Annotated in this window: 18 protein-coding genes; 14 read left to right on the plus strand and 4 right to left on the minus strand. The window is 68.7% G+C overall.

The genetic code is table 11. The annotated features are described in order from the left end of the window. Nucleotides 1-5: 5 nt before the first annotated feature. The 12 genes from BO64_RS00455 to BO64_RS00510 all read left to right on the plus strand — a co-directional run bounded on the left by BO64_RS00455 (nt 6) and on the right by BO64_RS00510 (nt 12,451). Nucleotides 6-1,265 (plus strand): WcaI family glycosyltransferase, encoded by a 1,260-nt coding sequence (locus BO64_RS00455; RefSeq protein WP_496401297.1) that lies wholly within the window; start codon nt 6-8, stop codon nt 1,263-1,265. Nucleotides 1,266-1,283: 18 nt separating this feature from the next. Further along, complete coding sequence (gene gmd / locus BO64_RS00460; RefSeq protein ID WP_496401298.1) at nt 1,284-2,360, plus strand: GDP-mannose 4,6-dehydratase; 1,077 nt, start codon at nt 1,284-1,286, stop codon at nt 2,358-2,360. Beyond that, the gene (gene fcl, locus BO64_RS00465; RefSeq protein WP_496401299.1) at nt 2,353-3,330 is read left to right on the plus strand and encodes a GDP-L-fucose synthase; all 978 of its coding nucleotides are present in this window, start codon (nt 2,353-2,355) and stop codon (nt 3,328-3,330) included. The genes gmd and fcl overlap by 8 nt, the downstream gene beginning before the upstream one ends. Beyond that, on the plus strand, nt 3,327-4,412 hold the full coding sequence (locus BO64_RS00470; RefSeq protein ID WP_496401300.1) for an acyltransferase family protein: 1,086 nt from the start codon (nt 3,327-3,329) through the stop codon (nt 4,410-4,412). The genes fcl and BO64_RS00470 overlap by 4 nt, the downstream gene beginning before the upstream one ends. After that, on the plus strand, nt 4,405-5,787 hold the full coding sequence (locus tag BO64_RS00475) for a lipopolysaccharide biosynthesis protein (protein WP_496401301.1): 1,383 nt from the start codon (nt 4,405-4,407) through the stop codon (nt 5,785-5,787). The genes BO64_RS00470 and BO64_RS00475 overlap by 8 nt, the downstream gene beginning before the upstream one ends. A 63-nt stretch (nt 5,788-5,850) precedes the next feature. Beyond that, on the plus strand, nt 5,851-7,122 hold the full coding sequence (locus tag BO64_RS00480) for a hypothetical protein (protein WP_496401302.1): 1,272 nt from the start codon (nt 5,851-5,853) through the stop codon (nt 7,120-7,122). Continuing rightward, the gene (locus BO64_RS00485; RefSeq protein ID WP_496401303.1) at nt 7,115-7,915 is read left to right on the plus strand and encodes a glycosyltransferase family 2 protein; all 801 of its coding nucleotides are present in this window, start codon (nt 7,115-7,117) and stop codon (nt 7,913-7,915) included. The genes BO64_RS00480 and BO64_RS00485 overlap by 8 nt, the downstream gene beginning before the upstream one ends. Before the next feature lie 3 nt (nt 7,916-7,918). Then, a complete protein-coding gene (locus BO64_RS00490; protein ID WP_496401304.1) occupies nt 7,919-9,076 on the plus strand; it encodes a glycosyltransferase in 1,158 nt (385 codons plus the stop codon). Then, nucleotides 9,073-10,281: a glycosyltransferase gene (locus tag BO64_RS00495; protein ID WP_496401305.1), complete on the plus strand. Its 1,209-nt coding sequence runs from the start codon at nt 9,073-9,075 to the stop codon at nt 10,279-10,281. Before BO64_RS00490 ends, BO64_RS00495 begins: the two co-directional genes overlap by 4 nt. A 10-nt stretch (nt 10,282-10,291) precedes the next feature. Continuing rightward, entirely contained in the window at nt 10,292-10,858 is a 567-nt protein-coding gene (locus BO64_RS00500; protein ID WP_496401306.1) for an LbetaH domain-containing protein, read from the plus strand. A gap of 21 nt (nt 10,859-10,879) precedes the next feature. Next, complete coding sequence (locus BO64_RS00505; protein ID WP_496401307.1) at nt 10,880-11,506, plus strand: class I SAM-dependent methyltransferase; 627 nt, start codon at nt 10,880-10,882, stop codon at nt 11,504-11,506. Nucleotides 11,507-11,509: 3 nt separating this feature from the next. Further along, complete coding sequence (locus tag BO64_RS00510) at nt 11,510-12,451, plus strand: glycosyltransferase family 2 protein (protein ID WP_496401308.1); 942 nt, start codon at nt 11,510-11,512, stop codon at nt 12,449-12,451. Between the two features lie 13 nt (nt 12,452-12,464). On the opposite strand, the gene BO64_RS00515 is transcribed toward BO64_RS00510, so the two are convergent. The 4 genes from BO64_RS00515 to BO64_RS00530 all read right to left on the minus strand — a co-directional run bounded on the left by BO64_RS00515 (nt 12,465) and on the right by BO64_RS00530 (nt 18,507). Continuing rightward, on the minus strand, nt 12,465-13,220 hold the full coding sequence (locus BO64_RS00515; protein ID WP_496401309.1) for an IclR family transcriptional regulator: 756 nt from the start codon (nt 13,218-13,220) through the stop codon (nt 12,465-12,467). Then, nucleotides 13,220-14,704 (minus strand): MmgE/PrpD family protein, encoded by a 1,485-nt coding sequence (locus BO64_RS00520; RefSeq protein WP_496401310.1) that lies wholly within the window; start codon nt 14,702-14,704, stop codon nt 13,220-13,222. The genes BO64_RS00515 and BO64_RS00520 overlap by 1 nt, the downstream gene beginning before the upstream one ends. Then, nucleotides 14,704-17,628, minus strand: a complete 2,925-nt coding sequence (locus BO64_RS00525; RefSeq protein ID WP_496401311.1) for a TonB-dependent receptor domain-containing protein — start codon at nt 17,626-17,628, stop codon at nt 14,704-14,706. The genes BO64_RS00520 and BO64_RS00525 overlap by 1 nt, the downstream gene beginning before the upstream one ends. A 144-nt stretch (nt 17,629-17,772) precedes the next feature. After that, complete coding sequence (locus tag BO64_RS00530; protein ID WP_496401312.1) at nt 17,773-18,507, minus strand: IclR family transcriptional regulator; 735 nt, start codon at nt 18,505-18,507, stop codon at nt 17,773-17,775. A 111-nt stretch (nt 18,508-18,618) separates the two neighbouring features. On the opposite strand from BO64_RS00530, the gene BO64_RS00535 reads away from it, so the two are divergent. After that, on the plus strand, nt 18,619-20,205 hold the full coding sequence (locus BO64_RS00535) for a carboxylesterase/lipase family protein (protein WP_496401313.1): 1,587 nt from the start codon (nt 18,619-18,621) through the stop codon (nt 20,203-20,205). A gap of 4 nt (nt 20,206-20,209) precedes the next feature. Beyond that, nucleotides 20,210-21,313: a serine hydrolase domain-containing protein gene (locus BO64_RS00540; RefSeq protein WP_496401314.1), complete on the plus strand. Its 1,104-nt coding sequence runs from the start codon at nt 20,210-20,212 to the stop codon at nt 21,311-21,313. Nucleotide 21,314: the final 1 nt, after the last annotated feature.

Below are 21,314 nucleotides of genomic sequence, written 5' to 3' on the forward strand. Positions count from 1 at the left end.
TGATTTTGGGCAAACGCGTCGTCATTTACGGGATGAACTACGCCCCCGAGATTGCGGGGGTGGGCCGCTATACCGGCGAGATCGGCGAACATCTCGCCGCCCAGGGCCATCAGGTCACGGTCATCACCACCCCGCCCCACTATCCGGGCTGGCGCTGCCGCCCCGGCTATTCCAACGGCTGGACGCGCGAGACCCTGGCGGGAGTCACGCTCTATCGTTGCCCGCTCTATCTGCACGAGCAGATGAGCGGCGTGCGGCGGATGCTGGCGCCGCTGTCCTTCGCCCTCAGTTCCGCGCCCGTGGCCCTGTGGCGAATCCTGCGGCAGCGGCCGGACGTGGTGCTGGCGGTGGAGCCCACGCTTTTCGTCGCCCCCGTTGCCCTCCTGGGCGCGCGCCTGGTGGGCGCGAAGGCCGTCCTGCACGTGCAGGATCTTGAGGTGGAGGCCGCCTTCGCCGTGGGCCACTTGGACGGCGGCAGCCTCGCGGCGCGGCTCGCCGCCTGGTTCGACCGATGGGCCGCCCGCGCCTTCGACCGGGTGATCACCATTTCCAACCGCATGGCCGGGAAGATCGCCGCCAAGGGCGTCCCGGCCGAGAAGATCGCGGTGATCCGCAACTGGGTCGACATCGACCAGATCCGCCCGGACCTCGACGCCGGGGCCTACCGCCGGGAGCTGGGCCTTGCGCCGTCCGACTTCGTGATCCTCTACGCCGGCAATCTCGGCGCCAAACAGGGGCTCGGGCTGCTGATCGAGGCCGCCCGCCGCTTGGCTGCGCGGCCGGACATCGTCTTCGTGGTCGCCGGCGACGGGCCCATGCGGCCACAGCTCGAGGCCGCCGCCGCCGAGCTTCCCAACCTGCGGTTCCTGCCCTTCCAGCCCGAGGCCAGGTTCGGCGAATTTCTGCGCGTCGCCGACCTTCACGTCCTGCCCCAGGAGCGCAAGGCGGCAGACCTGCTGCTGCCCTCCAAGCTGGGCGGCATGCTGGCCTCGGGCCGGCCCATCGTGGTGACCGCCGACGAGGGCTCCGAACTGGCCACCTTCCTGGGCGGCTCATGCCGTCTTGCCCCGCCCGGTGATCCCGACGCCCTGGCCGCGGCCATCGCAGACGCCGCCGCCGCCCCGCCCGACCCCGCGGCCGAGCGCGGGCGGCTGGCCCTGGCGGCGAGCCTCTCCAAACAGGCGGGCATCCGCGAATTCGAGCGGGCGGCGCTGTTCCTGCCGGCCGCCCAGGCAACCACAACCAGCCGCCGCGAGGCGGCCTAGGGTCCGGAGGGGATCGAGATGGTTGATAAATCGGGCCGCAAGGTCGCGCTGATCACGGGGGTCACCGGACAGGACGGGGCCTATCTGGCCGAGTTCCTGCTGGACAAGGGCTACACGGTCCACGGGGTGAAGCGGCGCTCGTCGTCGTTCAACACCGGGCGGATCGAGCACCTCTACCAGGACCCGCACGAGGAGGACCCGCGCCTCGTCCTGCACTACGGCGACCTCACCGACGCCACCAACCTGATCCGCATCGTCCAGGAGACCCAGCCGGACGAGATCTACAACCTGGCCGCCCAGAGCCACGTGCAGGTCAGTTTCGAGACGCCCGAATACACCGCCAACGCCGACGCGGTGGGCGCCCTGCGGCTGCTCGAGGCCATCCGGATCCTGGGGCTGGAGAAGAAGACCCGCTTCTACCAGGCCTCCACCTCCGAGCTGTACGGCCTCGTCCAGGAGATCCCCCAGAAGGAGACCACGCCCTTCTATCCGCGCAGCCCGTACGCGGTGGCGAAGCTCTACGGCTACTGGATCGTGGTGAACTACCGCGAGGCCTACGGCCTGCACGCCTCCAACGGCATCCTCTTCAACCACGAGAGCCCGATCCGCGGCGAGACCTTCGTCACCCGCAAGATCACCCGGGCCGCCGCCGCCATCGCCCACGGCCGCCAGGACCGGCTGTTCCTGGGCAACCTCGACGCCAAGCGCGACTGGGGCCATGCCCGCGAATACGTCCGCGGCATGTGGCTCATGCTGCAGCAGGACCAGCCCGACGACTATGTCCTGGCCACCGGCGTCACCACCACCGTTCGCCAGTTCGTGGAATGGGCCTTCGAGGACGCCGGTTTCCGCCTGCGCTGGGAGGGCCATGGCGTCGACGAGAAGGGCTATGACGCTGTCACCGGCCGCTGCCTGGTTGAGGTCGATCCACGCTACTTCCGCCCCACCGAGGTGGACCTCCTCATCGGCGATCCGACCAAGGCCCGCGAAAAGCTCGGCTGGACCCACCAGATCAGCGTCCGCGAGCTCGCCCGCGAAATGGTCCGCGCCGACCTCAAGGCCATGCTCAACGAACCGATCGCCAAATATGCCTGACGTCATCTACCCCCTGGCCGGCAAACGCGTCTGGGTCGCCGGCCACCGCGGCATGGTCGGCTCGGCCGTGGTGCGCCGGCTTGCCTCCGAGGACTGCGAGATCCTCACCGTGGGGCGTGAGGCCCTCGACCTGCGCCGCCAGGCCGAGGTCGAGGCCTGGATGGCGGCCAACCGCCCCGACGCCGTGGTGCTGGCGGCGGCCAGGGTCGGCGGCATCCTGGCCAACGACACCCGCCCGGCCACCTTCCTCTACGAAAACCTGATGATCGAGGCGAACATCATCCACGCCGCCTGGCAGGCGGGGGTGGAGAAGCTGCTGTTCCTCGGCTCGTCCTGCATCTACCCCAAGTTCGCCCCCCAGCCGATCCCCGAGGACGCCCTCCTCACCGGCCCGCTGGAGCCGACCAACGAATGGTACGCGGTGGCCAAGATCGCCGGCATCAAGCTGGCCCAGGCCTACCGCCGCCAGCACGGCTGCGACTTCATCAGCGCCATGCCCACCAACCTCTATGGGCCGGGCGACAACTTCGACCTTCACACCAGCCACGTCCTGCCGGCCCTGATCCGCAAGGCCCATGAGGCCAAGGCCGCGGGGGCGGATCACATCACCATCTGGGGCACGGGCGCCCCCCGGCGCGAGTTCCTTCACGCCGACGACTGCGCCGACGCGCTGGTCTTCCTGCTCAAGACCTATTCCGGGGACGAACACGTCAACGTCGGCTCGGGCGAGGACATCCCCATCATCGACCTCGCCCGCCTGGTCTGCGAGGTAGTGGGCTTCACGGGCGAGATCCGCCACGACCTCACCAAGCCCGACGGTACGCCCCGCAAGCTCATGAGCGGCGACAAGCTCCGCGCCCTCGGCTGGCGCCCCCGCATCGGCCTGAGGGAGGGCGTCGCGGCGGTGTATGCAGGGTTTGCAGCAGAGGCGGACAAGGCCCGCTCTGTCTCGGCGGAGGCTCGGCGATGACCGGGCCAACCTCCGAGCGCCAGCGCGGGACGGTTGAAGTCCTTGAAGCTGGGCGCGCCTTGGCGGCGCTGGCGGTCGTCCTCTTCCACGCCAACGCCGTGATGGGCCTGCCCAAATACTACGGCCGCGAGTGGGCCATGTTCTCCGCCGGAGACTCCGGCGTGGAGTTCTTCTTTGTGCTCAGCGGCTTTGTGATGGTGCTGGCGCATGGCCGGCAGTTCGGGATGGCCGGCGCGTCGCTGACGTTTCTCTGGAAACGCTTCCGCCGCATCTACCTACCCCTCTGGCCCGTGCTGTGTCTGGTGCTGGCCGCTGAGGTCTTCCTGTTCGGCCGCGCAGCCGAAAGCCTGGACTGGAAAGCCGTCGCCGCGGCGTTCCTGATCACGCCCGTTCGTGAGGAAGCCCTGCTGGCCGTCGAATGGACCTTGCGCCACGAGGTCCTGTTCTACGCGCTCTTCGCCTTCGCCCTGTGGCGCCCGCGCTTGGGGTTGCCCGCGCTCTGGCTGTGGTGCGCGGCCTCAGCGCTCTCGCTGTTCTGGAAGCTCGAATACCCACTCAGCTTCCTGGCCTCGCCGTATCACGCCCTCTTCGGCATGGGGATGTTGGCCGCCTGGGCGACAGAGCGAGCGTCGGTCCCAGCCCCCCGTCTGCTGGCCACCTGCGGCCTCTTGCTGTTCGCCGGCATGTGGGGCCTCGTCGCATTTGGCGACGTCCCCCGCCGCCTGCCTTTCGTCATCTGGGGGTTCGGCCTAGGCGCCATGGCGAGCCTGGTCGGCCTCATCGCCCTTGAGCGGGCCGGACTGCGCCCGCCCAAGATGCTGACGATCCTCGGGGCGGCTTCCTACAGCATCTACCTCATCCATTTCCCGGCGCTTTCGGCCTTCGCGAAGATTGGGGTTACGCTCGGCCTACCGGCGCCGCTCTGGTTCGTGCTCAGCGTCGTCGGGGCCTGCCTGGCGGGGCTCGCCTTCCATCTGGCAGTGGAACGGCCGCTGCTGCGAGCCTTGCCTTGCCAAACACCAACCGTCGTAGCGTGCGCGTGCTCGTCGAGCGTAACGCCGGGAACGGCATCCCATGAGTAGCGTGCTGCAGCGTCTTGCGAAGGCGGCTAGCGCATCGCTCGTCCAACAGGCGCTCGCGGTTGGAATCCAACTCGCTTCCGTTCCGATCCTGCTCTCCGCCTGGGGGGTGTCCACCTACGGCGCCTGGCTCATGCTGGCGGCCATTCCGACCTACCTGAGCCTCAGCGACTTCGGTTTCGGCACCGCGGCAAGCAACCAGATGGCGATGCGCTTTGCGCGAGGCGACCTCGCCGGCGCCAGCCGAAGTTTCCACTCCGCTATCCTGTTGGCCCTGACCTCGGCGGTCGTCTGTGGAGCGTTGGCGCTGCTTGCAGCGTCGCTGCTTCCGCTTGAGACGTTTTTGGGCGGGCAGATCTCCGCCGACGACGCGCGCGTGATCCTGTCCGCGCTAAGCATCAGCACACTGCTCGGCATGATCAGGGCCGTCTTCTACTCCGTCCTCTATGCCGACGGGCGCTATCCGCTGGGCCTTATCCTCCTCGCTGCGGCCCGGGCGGTGGAGTTCGCCGCCCTCGCCACTACAGCCCTCGCCGGCGGCGGGCCCGCGGCCTGTGCGCTCGTAACGCTGCTGACCTCGCTGCTGCTCACCCTCGCCTATGGGCTCTTTGTAAGGTTGACCTCTCCGTGGCTCACAAGCAGCAAAGTCGGCGTCAGCTGGAAGGAACTCTGGGAGCTTGCCGGCCCGTCTCTGTCCTTTCTCCTCTTTCCAGCCTCGAACGCGCTGAACAACCAAGGCGTCTTGCTGGCGGTCGGCGCCTCGTCGTCTCCACAGGCGGTGGTCCTCTTCTCGACCCTGCGGACGGCCTCGCGACTGGCCATCATGCCGATCCGGACACTGCTGGAATCCGTTCGGCCTGAAATCTCGCGCAGCTTTGGCCTGAACCAACTGGAGCGTCTGCGCCAGATGCTGCACCTCCTCACGTGGATGGCCACCTGGCTCTCGCTGGCGATCGCCGCCAGCCTCTGTCTGGTCGCTGAACCTCTCGTCCACGCGTGGACCGCGGGGAAAGTCCAGCTGGACTGGCCCACCTTCCTGTTTCTGATGGCGGCATCCGCCGTCCAGGCGACGGCTTATCCCAGCTACATCGTGCTCAACGGCTCCAACAACCATCGTGAGTTGGCGGCCTCTCATCTGGTTGTGAACAGCTTGGCGGTCGCGGCCTGCCTGCTGACGCCGGCCGAATACACGCCCGCACCGGCTACGATCCTTCTGGCGGCGGAACTCGTCATCGCGGCGATCGCACTACACCGTGCCGGCGCACTGCTTGGCGCATCTCCCCTGATGACTCTTCGCGCGGCGTTTCTGCCCCGGCGAGATGACCTCGCACTCAGCCACGTCGCCATCGCTCGACTGGCGCAGTTCTGGAGGCGCTGAGCCATGTCGTTGTCGTCTCCGACTGACCGCCTCGTCACAGCACGCGAACTCTGGATCCGGGCGTTGCTGTTCCTGATCGGCTTTGGGCAGCTCGTCTCTATCCGGGTGATCGGCGAACTGTTCCTCACCGACATCCTGCTTCTTGGTCTCGTCCCACTGGCCCTTCTTCGTATGCGGCCTGCACAGTGGCGATCCGCCGCCCCATTCATCGTCCTCATGATGCTGTGGCTGGTGGGGCTGATGGTGTCAGACATTGTGCGGCAGAGCCCCTTCGAGAACTACGCTCGCGGGTGGGCGAAGATCATCTTCTTCATGGTTTCGTTTGTCGGCCTTCTCTGGCTGACCGACGCGAGAATTGGCCGCCTCATGGTCTTCTTCCTCGGCGTGGCCGCGGCCGGCGCAATCCAGACGGCGTTCATGCCCACTGGGTTTCAACAAGGCGCGCCCTGGAAATTCGGCTACGCCGTTCCGCTTGGACTCCTTTGCGTGGTCCTGGCGAGTTGGCCTGCAGCCCAGCGGCGCGTACGGCCGTTTGCGCCCACCGCCCTGCCGCTGGGCATGGGCGCGCTGAACCTCGCGTTCAACTTCCGCAGCCACTACGCCATGCTTGTCGGGACGGCCGCGATTTCAGCCTTCTCAACGGTCGCCGCCAGGGTTGCGCCGGGGCGCCGGGTCGTGACGCCCGCCCTCGTCGGCGCCTTGCTGGTTCTGGGCGGGGTCGCGGCCTGGGGAAGCACGACGCTTTACAGTCACGCCGCCGGCAGTGGCCTGCTCGGCCAGGATGCGAAACAAAAATACGAGATGCAGACCCGAGGCGACCTTGGCCTGCTGATGTCTGGCCGGTGGGAATCTCTGGTGTCAGTCCGAGCCATCGCGGATTCGCCGATCATCGGCCGCGGCTCCTGGGCGAGTGATCGATCCTACGCGGCGCTGGGCGTCCTCCTGCGGCGACAGCGCGGCGTCCAGGCCAACGAGAGCATTACCTCGGAACTCATCCCGACCCACTCTTACATCCTAGGCGCCTGGGTTGAGGCTGGAGTCCTGGGCGCGGTCTTCTGGGCATTCGCGTTCGCCTACGTCGCAACCGCCCTGTTCCGGCTCTTGGACCTGCAGTCACCAGCGACGCCGTTCGTCAGCTATCTCATCATCCAGATGCTGTGGGCGATCCCCTTCTCACCCTTCGGCGCGGAGGCCCGCTTCATGGCGGCAGGCCAGATCATCGCGGCCATCTGGGTCTTCCGCGAACACAGGAGCCTGCCCAGGCCAGCTCCATTCGCGAGACAAGTGGCCCGCGCACGTGCGTTCCACCTCAGACCATCGGGGCCTCATGCCTAAGCTCTCGGTCGTCACGATCTCGTACAACCAGGCGCCCTATCTTCGGCGCTGTATAGAGTCTGTCCTCGGCCAGACCGGCGTCGACGTCGAATATATCGTTGTCGATCCGGGCTCTACGGACGGCAGTCGCGAGATCATCAGGGAATACGGCGACCGGATCGCCAGAACGATCTTCGAGCCCGACGCCGGCCCCGCCGACGGGCTGAACAAGGGACTGGCCGCGAGCACCGGCGACTATTTCTACTATCTCAATTCCGACGACATGGTGGCGCCAGGGGCCTTCGCTGAAGCCGTCCAGCTGCTCGACGCCACCGGCGTCGATGTGGTCTACGGCAACGGCCTGGTCATCGACGAGGAGGACAAGGTCATCCGTCGGCTGGTTTCGGCGCCCCGCATGACGCCCCGGCTCTACGCCCGCGGCCTCGCCGTGGTGGTGCAGCAGTCGACCTTCCTCCGGACCGCGAAGCTTCGCGAGATCGGCGGCTTCAACGTCGAAAATCGGACCTGCTGGGACGGCGAAGTCCTCTTCGACCTCGCCTGCCGCGGCGCGACGTTCCGGCGCGTCTGGCGCGACTGGGGGCTGTTCCGAATCTATCCCGAGTCCATCAGCGGCAGCGGCCGTCTCATCCCGGCCTACGAACGGGACCAGCAGCGGATGGCGGCGAAGGTCTTGCCGGACCGGGCGGCCCCGCTGCAACGCCTGTGGACCCGCCTCATCTGGGTCGCGCTGCGCGCCTCGGACGTGCGGCGGCTTGTGGCGCAGGTCGCCCGGCCTGCGCCCGCGATGCGTTGAGCCATGGCCATGCCCGCAACGCCGCCACGGCGGGACATCTACTTCTGGGACCCGTCCGTCTCGCCCCACAAGATCGCGCTCTATCGCGCGGTCAATGCATCGGAGGCCTTTGGCGCGGCCTATTACATCGCGCCGCAACATATTCCGCCCGAGCGGGTCGCCCAGGGCTGGTCGGTGGCCCCTCACCCTTCGGACCGCTTCATCATCGGCCCCGACGCCTCGGAAATCCCGCGCATCGTCGAGAACTCCGACATGAACGCGGTGCACATCTTCTCCGGCATCCGCCATGTGCCGATGATCGTCGCAGGGCTGCGGGCCGCCCGGCGCCACAAGCGGACCTTTGGCATCATGAGCGAGCCCCGCGCTTCGGAGGGCGTCGCGGGCTGCGCTCGGCTGCTGCAATCCTGGCTAACGGAGGGACCGCTCCGCCGCAATGCAAGGATGGTGCTCGCCATTGGGCGCAACGGCCCGCCCTGGTTTGCGCGCGCGGGCTACCGGCCGGGCGCCGTCTTCCCTTTCGCCTACTTTCTCGATGGCGGAGCCATGCCGCAGGCGGGGCGTGGGGCCAGGACGATCCCCACGGTGGCCTATGTGGGCCGCCTTGAGACCACCAAGGGCTTCGACCGGTTCGCAGCCGCGCTGCCGCTTTTGCAGAAACCGCACCGCGTCGAGATCATCGGCAACGGCAGCTTGCGGCCCGTCGCCGAGGAGCTTGCGGGAAGCGCCGCGGCTGATGTGCGCTACACGCCTGCGCTCTCCAATGCCCAGGTGAGAGCGCGTCTCGCCGACGTTGATGTTCTGATCCTGCCCTCGACCGTAAAGGATGGCTGGGGCGCCGTCGTTTCGGAAGCGCTTCTTGCGGGCGCGGCGGTGGTCGTCTCCGTGCGGGCCGGGGCGTCGGTCTGTGTCGAGGTCAATCCCGCCCTGGGCGCGGTGCTCGAAACGGTGACCCCACAAACGATCGCCGCCGCGGTGGACGCCCTCCTCGAACCGCAGATGCGCTCGGACGCGAGCCGCCTCGCCCGTGCGACCTGGGCGCATCGCCATCTCACCGGCGAGGCCGGCGCACGCGCTCTGGCCGGCATCCTGGCGCACGTGCTGGATGGCTACCCGCCGCCGACGCCCTACTTCGGAACCCAGGCCCCGAGACTCCGCCCATGAGGATTCTCGACGTTATTCCTTCGATGGACCCCGTTGGCGGCGGTCCCGTCTCGGCGCTCCAGGCGGCCCTTGTCGCAGCCGAGCGGCTCGGTATCGAGCGCGAGGTCGCGACGCTCGAACCGCCGGACACGAACTCGGACAGCTCCGGCATCAAGGTCCATCGGCTTGGCGTAAGTCCTGACGCCCGACTGCCTGCCCGTATCGCCAGATACGGGTACACGCCGCGCCTAGCCCGTTGGTTAGCGGAGAACGCCGGGCGCTACGACGTGGTGATCGCCCACGGCCTCTGGAACCACGCCTCGATCGGAACTTGGCGAGGGCTGAAGGGCAGATCCACGCCCTATGTGATCGTGGCCCATGGCATGCTCTCGCCGTGGTTTCGACAGTTCAGGCTGAAGCATGCGGCCAAGCAGGCCTGGTGGCTCCTGGCGCAAGGCCGCGCGGTTCACGACGCCGCCGCCCTTCTGTTCACCGCCGAGGAGGAACGCCGCCTCGCGGAGAACGCCTTCTTTCCGTACCGCTGTACGACGCGGGTGGCGCCCTCCGGCATCAATCCTCCGCCTCCCATATGCCCCGACGCCGCCGGCGAATGGGCGAAGGTGACGGCGGCGTTCTCCGCCCGCCCCTATCTCCTGTTTCTCGGCCGTCTGCATCCGGTGAAGGGCTGCGATCAGCTGATCGCAGCCTACGCTGACCTGGCCGAGGACCTGGCATGCGACCTGATGATAGCCGGCCCCGACACGAACCAGCTCGGCGAAACGCTCCGACGGCAAGCTCGCGAACTCGGTGTTGGCGACCGCGTCCATTTTCCCGGGATGCTGCACGGCGATCTCAAGTGGGCGGCGCTGAGGGGGGCGAGCGCGCTCGTGCTCCCGTCTCATCAGGAGAACTTCGGGATGGTGGTCGCTGAAGCCCTGGCCTGTGGCGTGCCGGCGCTGATCACCAGGCGGGTGAATATCTGGCGCGAAGCGGTCGAAGGCGGCGCAGCGCTCGCCTGCGAAGACACCGTCGATGGCCTCGGCGCCATGCTCAGGCGGTTCGCCGCCATGAGCCTGGACGAGCGCGCCGCGATGTCCGCTCAGGCCCTTGCGACCTATGAGCAGCACTTCACGGCGATCGGGTCCGTGAAGGCCCTGGTCGCGACGATGGACCACCTGGGCATTTCGACGTGGCCGAGACCGCGCGTCGGCTTGCCCAGCTCATGAGGGCGCCCGCATGACCGACCTGCTCGATGCCCGCGAAACCTCGCCCCTGCACGGCGGCCCCAGCTTCTCGCTGCGTCACCGGCTGCGGCGGCTGGCCTGGACCGTGACCTGGACGCTGTTGGCGGCCTGGACGCCGCCGCCTCTGCGAGCCTGGCGGCGATGGCTGCTGCGGCTGTTCGGGGCTCGTGTGGCGTCCACCGCCAATGTCTACGGCTCCGCCCGTGTCTGGTACCCGCCCAACCTCGTCATGGGCGAGCACGCCACGGTGGGGCCGGGCGCGCGCATCTACTGCATGGATCGCATCGAGCTCGGCCCCTACGCCCTCGTCTCCCAGGGCGCGTTCCTGTGCGGCGGAACCCACGACGTGGAGGATGCACACTTCCAGCTGAAGACCCGGCCGATCCGCATCGGCGCCCGCGCCTGGATCGCCGCCGAAGCCTTCGTCGGTCCGGGCGTCACCGTGGGCGAGGGCGCGGTGCTGGGGGCGCGAGCCGTCACCGTCCGCGATCTAGATCCCTGGACGATCTATGCGGGAAACCCCGCCAAGCCAGTGAAGCGTCGGACCCAACTCACCTGACCCAAAGGTCGGAGCCATCTCATGCCCTCAAACACAGTCAATGCCGCTGTCTATGGACACAGCAGCGACCAACCGGAGTCCGAAGGCTATCTCCGCCCGTTCCTGCTTCGCCTGCTTCGTCAGGTCGCCCCACCCACTCAGCGGCTTTTTGAGATCGGCGCCGGCGTCGGCTGGACTGCGGCGCACCTGACCGAGGCGGGGTACGAGGTTGTGGGCGTCGAGCCATCGGTGGACGGGGTCGCCTTAGCGCATCACAACGCGCCCAAGGCCCGAATCGAGCAAGGCTCGGCGTACGATGACCTGGTGGGAAAATACGGCAAGTTCCCGTGCGTTTTTGCGCTGGAAGTCATCGAACATCTTTACGCGCCCCGGACGTTCGCCCGGACCGCGTACAATCTTCTTGAGGATGGCGGGCATCTGATCATCTCGACGCCTTTCCACGGCTACTGGAAGAATTTGCTACTAGCCGCTACCGGAAAGATGGACGATCACTTCACTGCGCTCTGGGATCACGGCCACATCAAGTTCTGGTCGCGTAAGACGCTTGGCCAGCTGCTTGAGGAGGCTGGGTTCCGGAACATCCGATTTGCCTACGCCGGCCGCTTCTATCCGCTCTCCAAGTCCATGTTCGCCTACGCCGAGCGGTAAGTGATGCGGCTCGCGGTTGTCGTACTCACGCACAATGAGGCCCGGCACATCCGGCGCTGCCTGGAGTCCGTGGCCGCGCTCCAGCCGCAGGTGTTCGTGATCGACTCCGGCTCCACCGACGGCACCGCGGACATCGCCCGTGAGCTCGGGGCCACTGTGCTGCACAACCGGTGGACCAATTACGCCCAGCAGTTCCAGTGGGCCCTCGACAACGCCCCCATCACCGCCGAGTGGGTGATGCGGCTGGACGCCGACGAGGTGGTCGAGCCCGACCTGGCGGCCGAGATCGCCCGCGAACTGCCCCGGCTGCCGCCGGACGTGACGGGGGTGAACCTCAGGCGCAAGCACATCTTCATGGGCCGCTGGATCCGCCATGGCGGGCGCTATCCGCTGGTGCTGCTGCGCATCTGGCGGCGGGGCAAGGCGCGGATCGAGCAGCGCTGGATGGACGAGCACATGCTGCTCACCGAGGGGCGCGCCGTGACCTTCCGGGGCGGCTTCGCCGACGTGAACCTGAACGATCTCAGCTTCTTCACGGAGAAGCACAACCGCTACGCCACCCGCGAGGCGGTGGATGTAATCAACCAGCGGCGCGGCCTCTTTCCCCGCGACACCGCCCTCGCCGCCGGCAACAGCTCGGCCAAAGCTGGCCTTACGCGCCTTCTGAAGGAGAGGGTCTACAACCGCCTGCCCTTCGAGGTGAGCGCCACGGCCTATTTCCTGCTGCGCTATGTGGTCCAGCTCGGCTTCCTGGACGGTCGCGAGGGGGCGATCTACCACTTCCTCCAGGGTTACTGGTACCGGTTCCTGGTGGGAGCCAAGGTCGCGGAACTGGAGCGGGCGCTGGGGGACCTCACCGGCGATGCTGCGCTGGAAAAGCTCGCCCAGCTGACCGGCTTGCCGCTAGCGCCGGCCAAGGATCATCCGTCCGGAGGCGCCGCCTAGATCGGCGGCCTCGTCATTTGGCGCCGGCGGCCGACAGCCCCAGGCTGATGCGCCGGGCCGCCTCCATCAGCGCCTCGCCCAGCTGCAGGGCGGCGGCGGCATTGACGCGCTCGACGGGGGCCGAGATGGAGATCGCCGCAAAGGGGGCGCCGGCGCCGTCGCGGATCGCCGCGCCCACGCCGTTCTCCCCCGGCCAGTTGGTCTCGAAGGTCACCGCAAAACCCCGCGCCCTGACCTCGTCGAGTTCGGCCCGCAGGGCGTCCGGATCCGTCTGAGTCCGCGGCGTCACGGCCCGCAGCGGCCGCGAGAGATAGTCGTTCAGCTCGTCGGGAGGCAGGGCCGCGAGGATCGCCTTGCCGAGGGAGGTGGCGTGCATTGGCCCGGCCCGCCAGAGCGGCCAGGCGTGGACGGCCGGGTTCAGGCCATCCAGGCGCTCGACCAGCGCGATCTGCCGTTCGTAGCGGACGGCGAGGTAGATGGACTCGCTCGTGCGGCGCCGCAGCTCCTCCATCACCGGCAGGGCCGCGGTCCGGAGCCGGCGGGTGGCGTAGTCGGCGCGTCCCACCGCCAGCCCCGCGCGCAGGGTGAGGACCCACCCCGCGCGCTCGCCGTCAGCCGCCTCGATCCACCCGGCCTCCTCAAGGACGCCGAGCGTGCGCTGGACCGTCGACTTCGGCAGGGCGAGCCGACGGGCCAGCTCGGAGACGCCGACCGGCTGCAGCCGGCCGATCGCCTCGATGGCGGCCAGGGCGGTGCGGACCGGACGCATCAGGTCGCGATCAGCGACGCGAGCTTGCCGCCCTTTGACAGCCCCTCGATGTCCCAGACCGCTGCCACCACGTCCCGGGCGCGTCCGGCGCCGAGGCGCGGCGTCATCAGCTCGAGCGCCTTGGCCTCCACATCCGCCTTGCTCATGGGGTGGGACGGGAAGCCGACGACGTACGGGACGTAGATCTCGAACCGGCGCCCATCCTCCTGCACCACCTCGACACGGGCGGATTCGGTCCGCGGTTCGCCAGGGGCGTGCTCCTGGGCGGGATCGTGCACCACGTCCACCTTGGGCATTAGCGCCTTGACCTGAGCGTCCCCGTGCATCCGCTCCAGCGACTGGGCGGAGACGAAGTCCAGGCGGCCGTCGATCAGGATGATCGAGGTCAGGTAGCGGAGGTTCAGCGCCGGCATGGCTGCGTCGCGGAACGCCTGCCACCGGCCCGGCATGGAGATCTTCACCGACGCCACCCGGTTGCGGTCGATCTGCGGCAGCAGCTGCAGCAGGCCATGCACCGCCGGCTGGGTCGGCCCCCCGACCGGGTAGCGCTTGTAGGCCGTCTCCGGCAGCTCCCAGCGCCGCCCGAGCGCCTCGATGAGATAGGCCCGGTTGGCGTCGCGCTCGCGGAAGATGGCCGAGTTCATCCAGCCCGCCGGATTGTCCAGGCTGTCCCGGACGCCGCGGAATCCGAGCTCGGCAAACAGCGCCGCCTGAAGCCCGGCGCGGGCGCCCATGCCGGCGAACACGAAGGACTTCTCCACGTGCTCCACGTCGAGCATCCACTGCCATGAGCCCGAGGCCTGCTGGGCGCAGTAGGTCAGCACGTGCGGGATCTGATCCTCCCGCAGGCCGATGATGGAGGCGGCGGCCGCCGCCGTCCCGAACACCGGCCCGATCCCATGGTTGGCGATGTTGGCGCGCCGGAGGTTCTCCAGGCCGAGCGCCTTGGGGATGCGCCCGGCGAGCTCGTAGCCCACGATCACCGACCGCAGCACCTCCGCCCCGGAGTACCCCCGCTGTTCCGCGAGGCCTACGGCGGCGCTGACGATGGCCGGCCCGGGCTGCACGAAGGCGGACGGGATGAAATCGTTGATCTCGGCCCCGTGCGCCGTCATGGCCCCGGCGAACACCGCATCCGCCAGGCCCGCGCGCAGGCGGGTGCCCAGGATGGTCACCGTCCCCCGGCGGGCGTCGCCGCTCTGGCTGAGGGCGTACCGCCGCGCCAGTTCCGAGGGCTCGAGATCCCGGCACGCCACGGTGGATGCGAGGGTGTCGAGGATGTGCCGCCGGCCGAGATCGAGCGTCTCGGCGTCGATCGCCATCTTCTGGGCCCCGGCGATGAACGCGCTGATCGGACCCGTCACAAGCGGGGTCACGCCCGTGGCCGGAGCCGCCGCCTGGGCCGCCGCGCGGGCGGCCGGCAAAGCCAGCAGCCCCGCGGCGGCGGCGCCAAAGAGCGCCTGTCGTCGGTTGGAACGGATCATCAGAAGCGCCTCTTCAGGCCGACAAAGTAGCGGCGTTGCAAAAGATCATAGAGCGCGAGGTCCGTCGCGCCCGAGCCCGTCCATTCCGGCGGCGCGGTGTCGAACACATTGAGCACACCGGCCCGCAGGGTGGTCTTTTCCCCCACTCGCCAGGTCCCGGTGAGATCGACGTACTGGCGGGTCGTTACGCCCGGCAGCGTCGGGGCGGGAAGCCCGACGTCGGAGGCGTGCGACATGGAATCGTACCAGCGGTAGCTGAGGGTCGCGGTCGCCGGGCCGTACTCATAGGTGAGGTTGGCGGCGACCTTCCACTTCGGGAAGCCGATGGCGCCGGAGTCGATCTGCGAGTTGCCGATGGTGCCCGCGTAGTCGAGGAACGGCGCCCCCTGCAGATTCTGGATCCGGTAGTCCAGCAGACGCGAGACCACGAGGTTCAGGTTCAGCGTCCCCAGATCGCCCAGGCCCACGTCATCGAGGCGCACCCGCCAGTCGGTCTGGAAGTCGAGCCCGGAGACCTCATAGGCCGCGAGGTTCAGGGTCGGCTGCAGCTGGGTCTCGATGCCGCCGTTCGTGTTCCGCGTGGTCAGCGAGCAGTAGTAGTTGTTGGGGTCATAGGTCGGGTTCGACTGACCATCGGCGTTGAAGCAGCGATTGAGGCCGACGCTGGCGGTGATGACGCCGATCGCGTCCTTCACCTTGATGTCATAGTAGTCCAGCGACGCCGACAGGCCGCTCAGCCACGGCTGGTCGAACTTGCTCTGCCACACGAGGCCCGCCGTCCAGGTGTCGGCGGTTTCTTCCTTCAGGTCGAGGTTGCCGGAGGCGATGCCGCTCACCGAGCTGCCGGCGAAGCGGTAGATGTCGATGATGGACTCCGCCACGCCGGTGGCGATGCAGAGCGCACGAACCTGGGCCGCGTTGGGATTGGTCGCCGGATTGCGCAGGCGGCCGGTGGAGTCGCAGGGGTCCCCCGCACCGCTGGCCGTGGAGCCGAGGGCGGACGAGGCGCGTTCGGGCGGCGCAAACAGCTCGCCGAGGCTCGGCGCGCGGATGGCGCGCTGGTAGCCGCCGCGGAACCGCACCCCAGCCCCCAGGGCCCAGTCGACGCTCGCCTTGTAGGTGTTGACCCCGCCCACGAGGTTGTAGTCCGACCGCCGGTAGGCGACGTCCAGGTTCAGTTCCTCCACGAGCGGCAGGTCCCGAACCACCGGGATGAACAGTTCGGCGAACACTTCCCGGACGTCATAGGAGCCGCGCGAGGGCCCCGTCGCCTGGACGGGCCACACCTCGCCCCGCACGCGGGCGTCCGGCGGGACATAGTCATAGGTGCTGCGCCGATAGCTGGCGCCCACGGCGAACCGCAGACGACCCGCCGGCAGGTCAACGAGGCCGCCCTGCAGCGAACCCTCGACGATCTGCTGGGTGAGCTCGGTCTCCTCGTTGAGGGTCCGGTTCAGGTAGTCGAAGCAGGCCTCCTGGCCAGGGGTACTCTCCAGCGCCGCCGGGATGAACGGGTTGAAGCCGCCGGGGCAGATCGAAGCGCCGCCGTCGGGGGCGTTGACCAGGGTGTTCCAGGCCTCGACGTTCACCCAGCCCGAGGTGCTTTCGCGGGCGTCCGTACGGCCATAGGACCCGTAGACGTCCCAGGTCCAGTCGCGCCCCGGCACGCTCCCGCGAAGGCCGACGAGCGTCTCCATCAGGTCGTAGTTGAACTCATAGGCGGTGCGGCCGACGCGGCTGGTGCTGAAGGTGAAGTTCACCGGCGCCGTCGGGTTCGGGCGCGAGGCCAGCACCGGGCGCAGATCGGCGGGGATGAACGGATTGGTGACCGGGATCTGCGCCAGAGGCGCCGTCGATCCCGCCGACCAGCCTGGGCGGCTGTAGGCGGAATCGTAGGTCATGTAGTTGAACTGAAGATAGGCCTCGGCATGCTCCGTCAGCTCGTAGCTGCCGTGGAAGAAGCCCGTGTACCGCTCGATCGGCGTCTGCAGCGGCAGGGTGTTGCCCAGCGGATAGCCGACCCGGCCCTCGTGGGTGATGTAAGGCTCGCCCTCCGGATAGCGCAGGTTCAGGATCGGCGAGGCGGTGGTGAAGACCGTACCGTCGGCGTTGACGCCGAACGAGGCGTTCCGGGCCGGCGGGGTGGACGAGCCGTACTGGCCCTGGAACAGCGCATTGAGCGCCGCCTGGCTTGGCAGGTTCGAGGCGTTCGAAACGATGGCCCCGCCCTGGAGCGCGCTGGCGATGCCGGAGCGCTCAAAGAACGGCCGGGACTCGCGGAAAGTGCCGCCGCGGTCGAAATAGGTCAGCGAGGCCATGACCCGCCCGCGGTCGTCAGCGAAGGCGCCGCCCATGGTGGCGGAGAAGGACACCGCCTCGGCGTCGCCGCGGTCGGTGACCCCGTACTGGGCGTCGAGCTCCAGGCCGCGGAAGTTGCGCTTCAGCTTGAAGTTCACGACGCCGGCCACGGCGTCCGACCCGTAGACGGCCGAGGCGCCGCCGGTGATCACCTCGACGCTCTCGATGAGCGCCGGCGTGATCGAGTTCAGGTCCACGGCGCCGAGGGCGTCGGAGGGCTGGGTGCGACGGCCGTCGAGCAGCACCAGCGTGCGCTGGATGCCAAGCCCCCGCAGGTTGGCGTTGTTGCGCCCCTGCCGGGCCGGGCTCGAACCGCTGTTGGCGTTGCTGGCCGCAAACTGCGGCATCTGGTTGAACGTGGCGTCGATGGTGGACGGACCCCGGGCCTCCACGGCCTGGGCGCCGAGGGTCACGATGGGGCTTTCCGCCACATAGTCCGTCCGGGCGATCCGCGACCCGGTGACCACGACCTCCTCGACATCCGACGTCGCATCCTGCGCCATCGCCGCCCCTGCGGACGCGGCCAACGCCGCCAACGACACTCCCGCCAGGATCACAGCCCGCATGGTCACCTCCCCTTCTGCGTCGTGCCGCAACATGGCACGCTGTTCTGCCCAATAGTGTTCCGCAGGACAGAACGCCGTGTCAATACGCGAAACGCGAAAGACCGCTCGCCGGAACGGCGCGGTCCCGATAGGCGAAGGCTGGGGTCAGATCTGGCCGAGGACCTCGGCCATGCGGGTGCAGGTCACCCGGACGGCCTCGATGGTCGATTCGAGCTTGGCCGCGTCGGTGCGCTCGAGAGGAGCCGAGACCGAGAGGGCGCCGGCGGCCCGGCCGTCACGTCCGAGAATCGCGCCGCCCACGCTCACGACCGCCGGATTGTTGCGCGATACGGCGTAGCCGCGGGACCTGACCGTCTCCAGCGCCGCCATAAAGGTCTCGACGTCGAAGCCGCGATCCGCCGGCAAGCGCGCCGCGACCCGCTCGACGATCGGCCGAGGATCGGGCTCCAGCGCCAGGATGGCCTGACCGCCGGCGGTAAGCGGCGCCGGAATGCGACTGCCCACGCGCGTGGTGAAGCGAACCGGCCGCGGCGCGATGAGCTTGTCCAGATAGATGACGTCGTCCCCGTCCGGAACGAGCACGCTCACCGTCTCCTGGGTCAGCCGGTGGAGCTCGGCGAGGAATGGAGCGGCGGCGCGCTTGACCGGATGGGCGTGCAGCACGTCGCAGCCCATTTCCCAGGTCCGCAGCGTGGGCCGGTACCGGCCGCCATTGGGCTCCTGGCGGACGTAGCCCATGGCCGCCAGGGTCTGCAGGATTCGGTGGACCGTGCTTTTCTGAAGGTCGAGCTCAGCGGCGATAGCTGACAGCCGTTGGGGCTCCGAAGCCCGCGTGACGGCCTCCAGAATCCGGAACGCCCGGTGCACGGCTCTGTCCATGAGCCCTCCTCGCCGAGTCCCTCTCCACTGGAAAGCGCCGGTTGACAACTCCAGACAAAGCGATGCCGAATATATGAAACATCGTTCCGCTTTACGGAACACGAGGGAGGCATGGACCGACGCGCATTTCTGGCAGGCGGGGCGATCCTCGCTGCGGGACTTCCGGCTCGTGGCTGGGCCGCCGCTGAACCGGTCGTCGAGACCGCCCAGGGCCGGGTCAGAGGACGCCAGGCTGATGGCGTCCTCGTCTTCAAGGGCCTTCGCTACGGCGCAGACACTGGAGGCGCTCACCGGTTCCGGCCGCCACGGCCGCCCGAACCGTGGGCCGGCGTCCGGGACGCCTTCGACTATGGCGACCAGGCCCCGCAATACGCTGGGCGGCTGGCCGCGGCGACGCCGATGAGCGAGGACTGCCTGCGGATCAACATCTGGACCCCGGCGGCGGACCGCCGGCGGCGGCCAGTGCTGCTCTGGTTTCACGGCGGGGGCTTCGAGGCGGGCAGCGGCTCCAGCCCGCTTTACGACGGGGCCAGGCTGGTCAAGCGCGGGGACGTGGTGCTGTGCACCATCAACCACCGCCTGAACGTCCTCGGCTTCTGCGACCTGTCCGGCCCGCTCGGCGCCGACTTCGCCCAGTCCGGAAACTGCGGTTACCTTGATCTGGTGGCCGCGCTTCGCTGGGTGCGCGAGAACATCGAGGCCTTCGGCGGCGACCCAGGCAATGTGATGATCTTCGGCCAGTCGGGCGGCGGCCGGAAGGTGAGCCTCTGCTTCGCCGGCCGCGATGCGGCGGGCCTCTTCCACCGAGGCGTCGTGCAGTCAGGCTCGCACCTGATGGTGCAGACGCGGGAACAGTCGGGCCGCCTCACCGAGGCGCTGCTCAAAGCCCTGGGGATCGCCCCACAGGACGCCCGGGCCTTGCAGACCGTCCCGCTCGACAAGCTGCAGGCCGCGCAACGAGCCGTGATCGCCGCGGCGGGCTACCGCTTCGAACCGGTGATGGACGGCGTCACCTTCAGCCAGCATCCGTTCCTGCCCGAAGCGCCCGCCCTGACCGCCCGGGTCCCGATGATGCTGGGAACCACCGAAACCGAGCTTTCAAACCAGCTGGGGCGCGACCCGTCCGTCTACGAGCTCGACGACGCGGGCCTGCGTCGCCGCCTGCGGCTCTATCTCCCGGACGACGACGTCGCCGAGGCCGTGGAGACGTTCAGGCAAAGCGCGCCGAACGCCTCGCCCCCCGAACTGTTCTTCAAGATCACCTCGTGGCGGTCCTACATCCGCAACGCCACCCTGATGGCCGAGGCGCGCAGCCGTCTGAACGGCCCGGACAATCCGACCTGGATGTACCAGCTCACCTGGCGCTCCCCAGCGGAGGGCGGGCGTCGCTACAGCCAGCACACCCTCGACGTGCCGTTCGTGTTCGACAACGTGGCCCGCGCCCCGCACCTCACCGGACCGGAGACCCCGGCCACGCGCGCCATGGCCGACAGCATGGCTGAAGCCTGGCTGGCGTTCGCGCGCCACGGCGACCCGAACCACGGCGGGCTGCCTCGCTGGACGCCCTACGACCTTGAGACGCGGAATGTCATGCTGTTCGACGCGCCGCCTCGCCTGGCCGCAGACCCGTTCGCGGTCGAGCGGCGCTTCATGGAGCGCTATCCGCCCGTCCGCGCCACCGCCCGAGATGACCGGTAGTTTCATGCTGCACCGTCGCCACCTCCTCGGCGCCGTCGCCGGCGTCGCTTTCGCGCCGCATGCCCGCGCCCAGGCCCAGACGCGCGGTCCGGGCGCTGGCCCGTGGCGGCCCGGGCGCCCGGAAGATCATGGCCTGTCCACTGCGGCCCTCGCCGCGGCGGCGGCCCGGATCGGCGCGACAGGAGAGCGTCAGGGCCTGGTGGTGATCCGGCACGGCCGGCTCGTCTTTGAACAGTATTGGGACACGCCCTACGCCCGGGCGACGCCCACCTGGCGCAATGTCTCGTTCTCGGCCGGCAAGTCGTTCGGCTCGGCCATGGTCGGACGCGCGATCACCGAAGGCCTGCTGACGCTCGACGATCTCGCAGCCCGATACCATCCGGCTGAAGTCTCAGGCCTGAAGCCCGAGGTGACGATCCGCCACCTGCTGACCATGACGTCCGGCGGGACACTGAATGTGAAGCCCAGCTCGGTCCCGCCAAGGCGCCTGGACGACCCGGCCCCGCCCGGCCCTGGCGTCGAGTATGAGTGGCAGACTGTGGGGGAGCCGGGCTCGCCCCCTGGCTATGGGATTTCCATCCCGGCGGGCCAAACCTTCTACTACGATGGCGCCGCCGCCGACCACCTCGCCAACATCGTGGCCGCGGCCAGCGGCATGACCAGCCATCGCTACATGACGGAGCACCTGGTGCGGCCGCTCGGCTGCGAGACGTTGGTCTACCAGCCGGAAGGCGTGGACAAGGCCGGCAACATCCGGATCGGCGGCTCGATCCTCCTGTCCTGTCGCGACCTCGCCCGCCTGGGGCAGCTCTTCCTGGACGGCGGCCTGTGGGGCGGCCGCCCCCTGATCGACGCCGCCTACGTGCGGGAGGCCGTCTCGCCCTCGCCCCTGAATCCCGCCTACGGCTTTCTATGGTGGCTGAATGGGACCGGGCGAGTGCCCAACGCGCCTCGATCCATGTTCATGGCGTCCGGCGCGCGCGGGCAGTTCTGCTTCGTCCTTCCGGAGCAAGACATGGTGATCGCCACCATGGGCTTTGGCGCGAACGCCCTGACCGCCCCCGCCGCCTTCGACGCCCTGACGCCGGCCCTCCCGCCGACAGGCTGAA

This window comes from Phenylobacterium composti DSM 19425, from assembly GCF_059568645.1.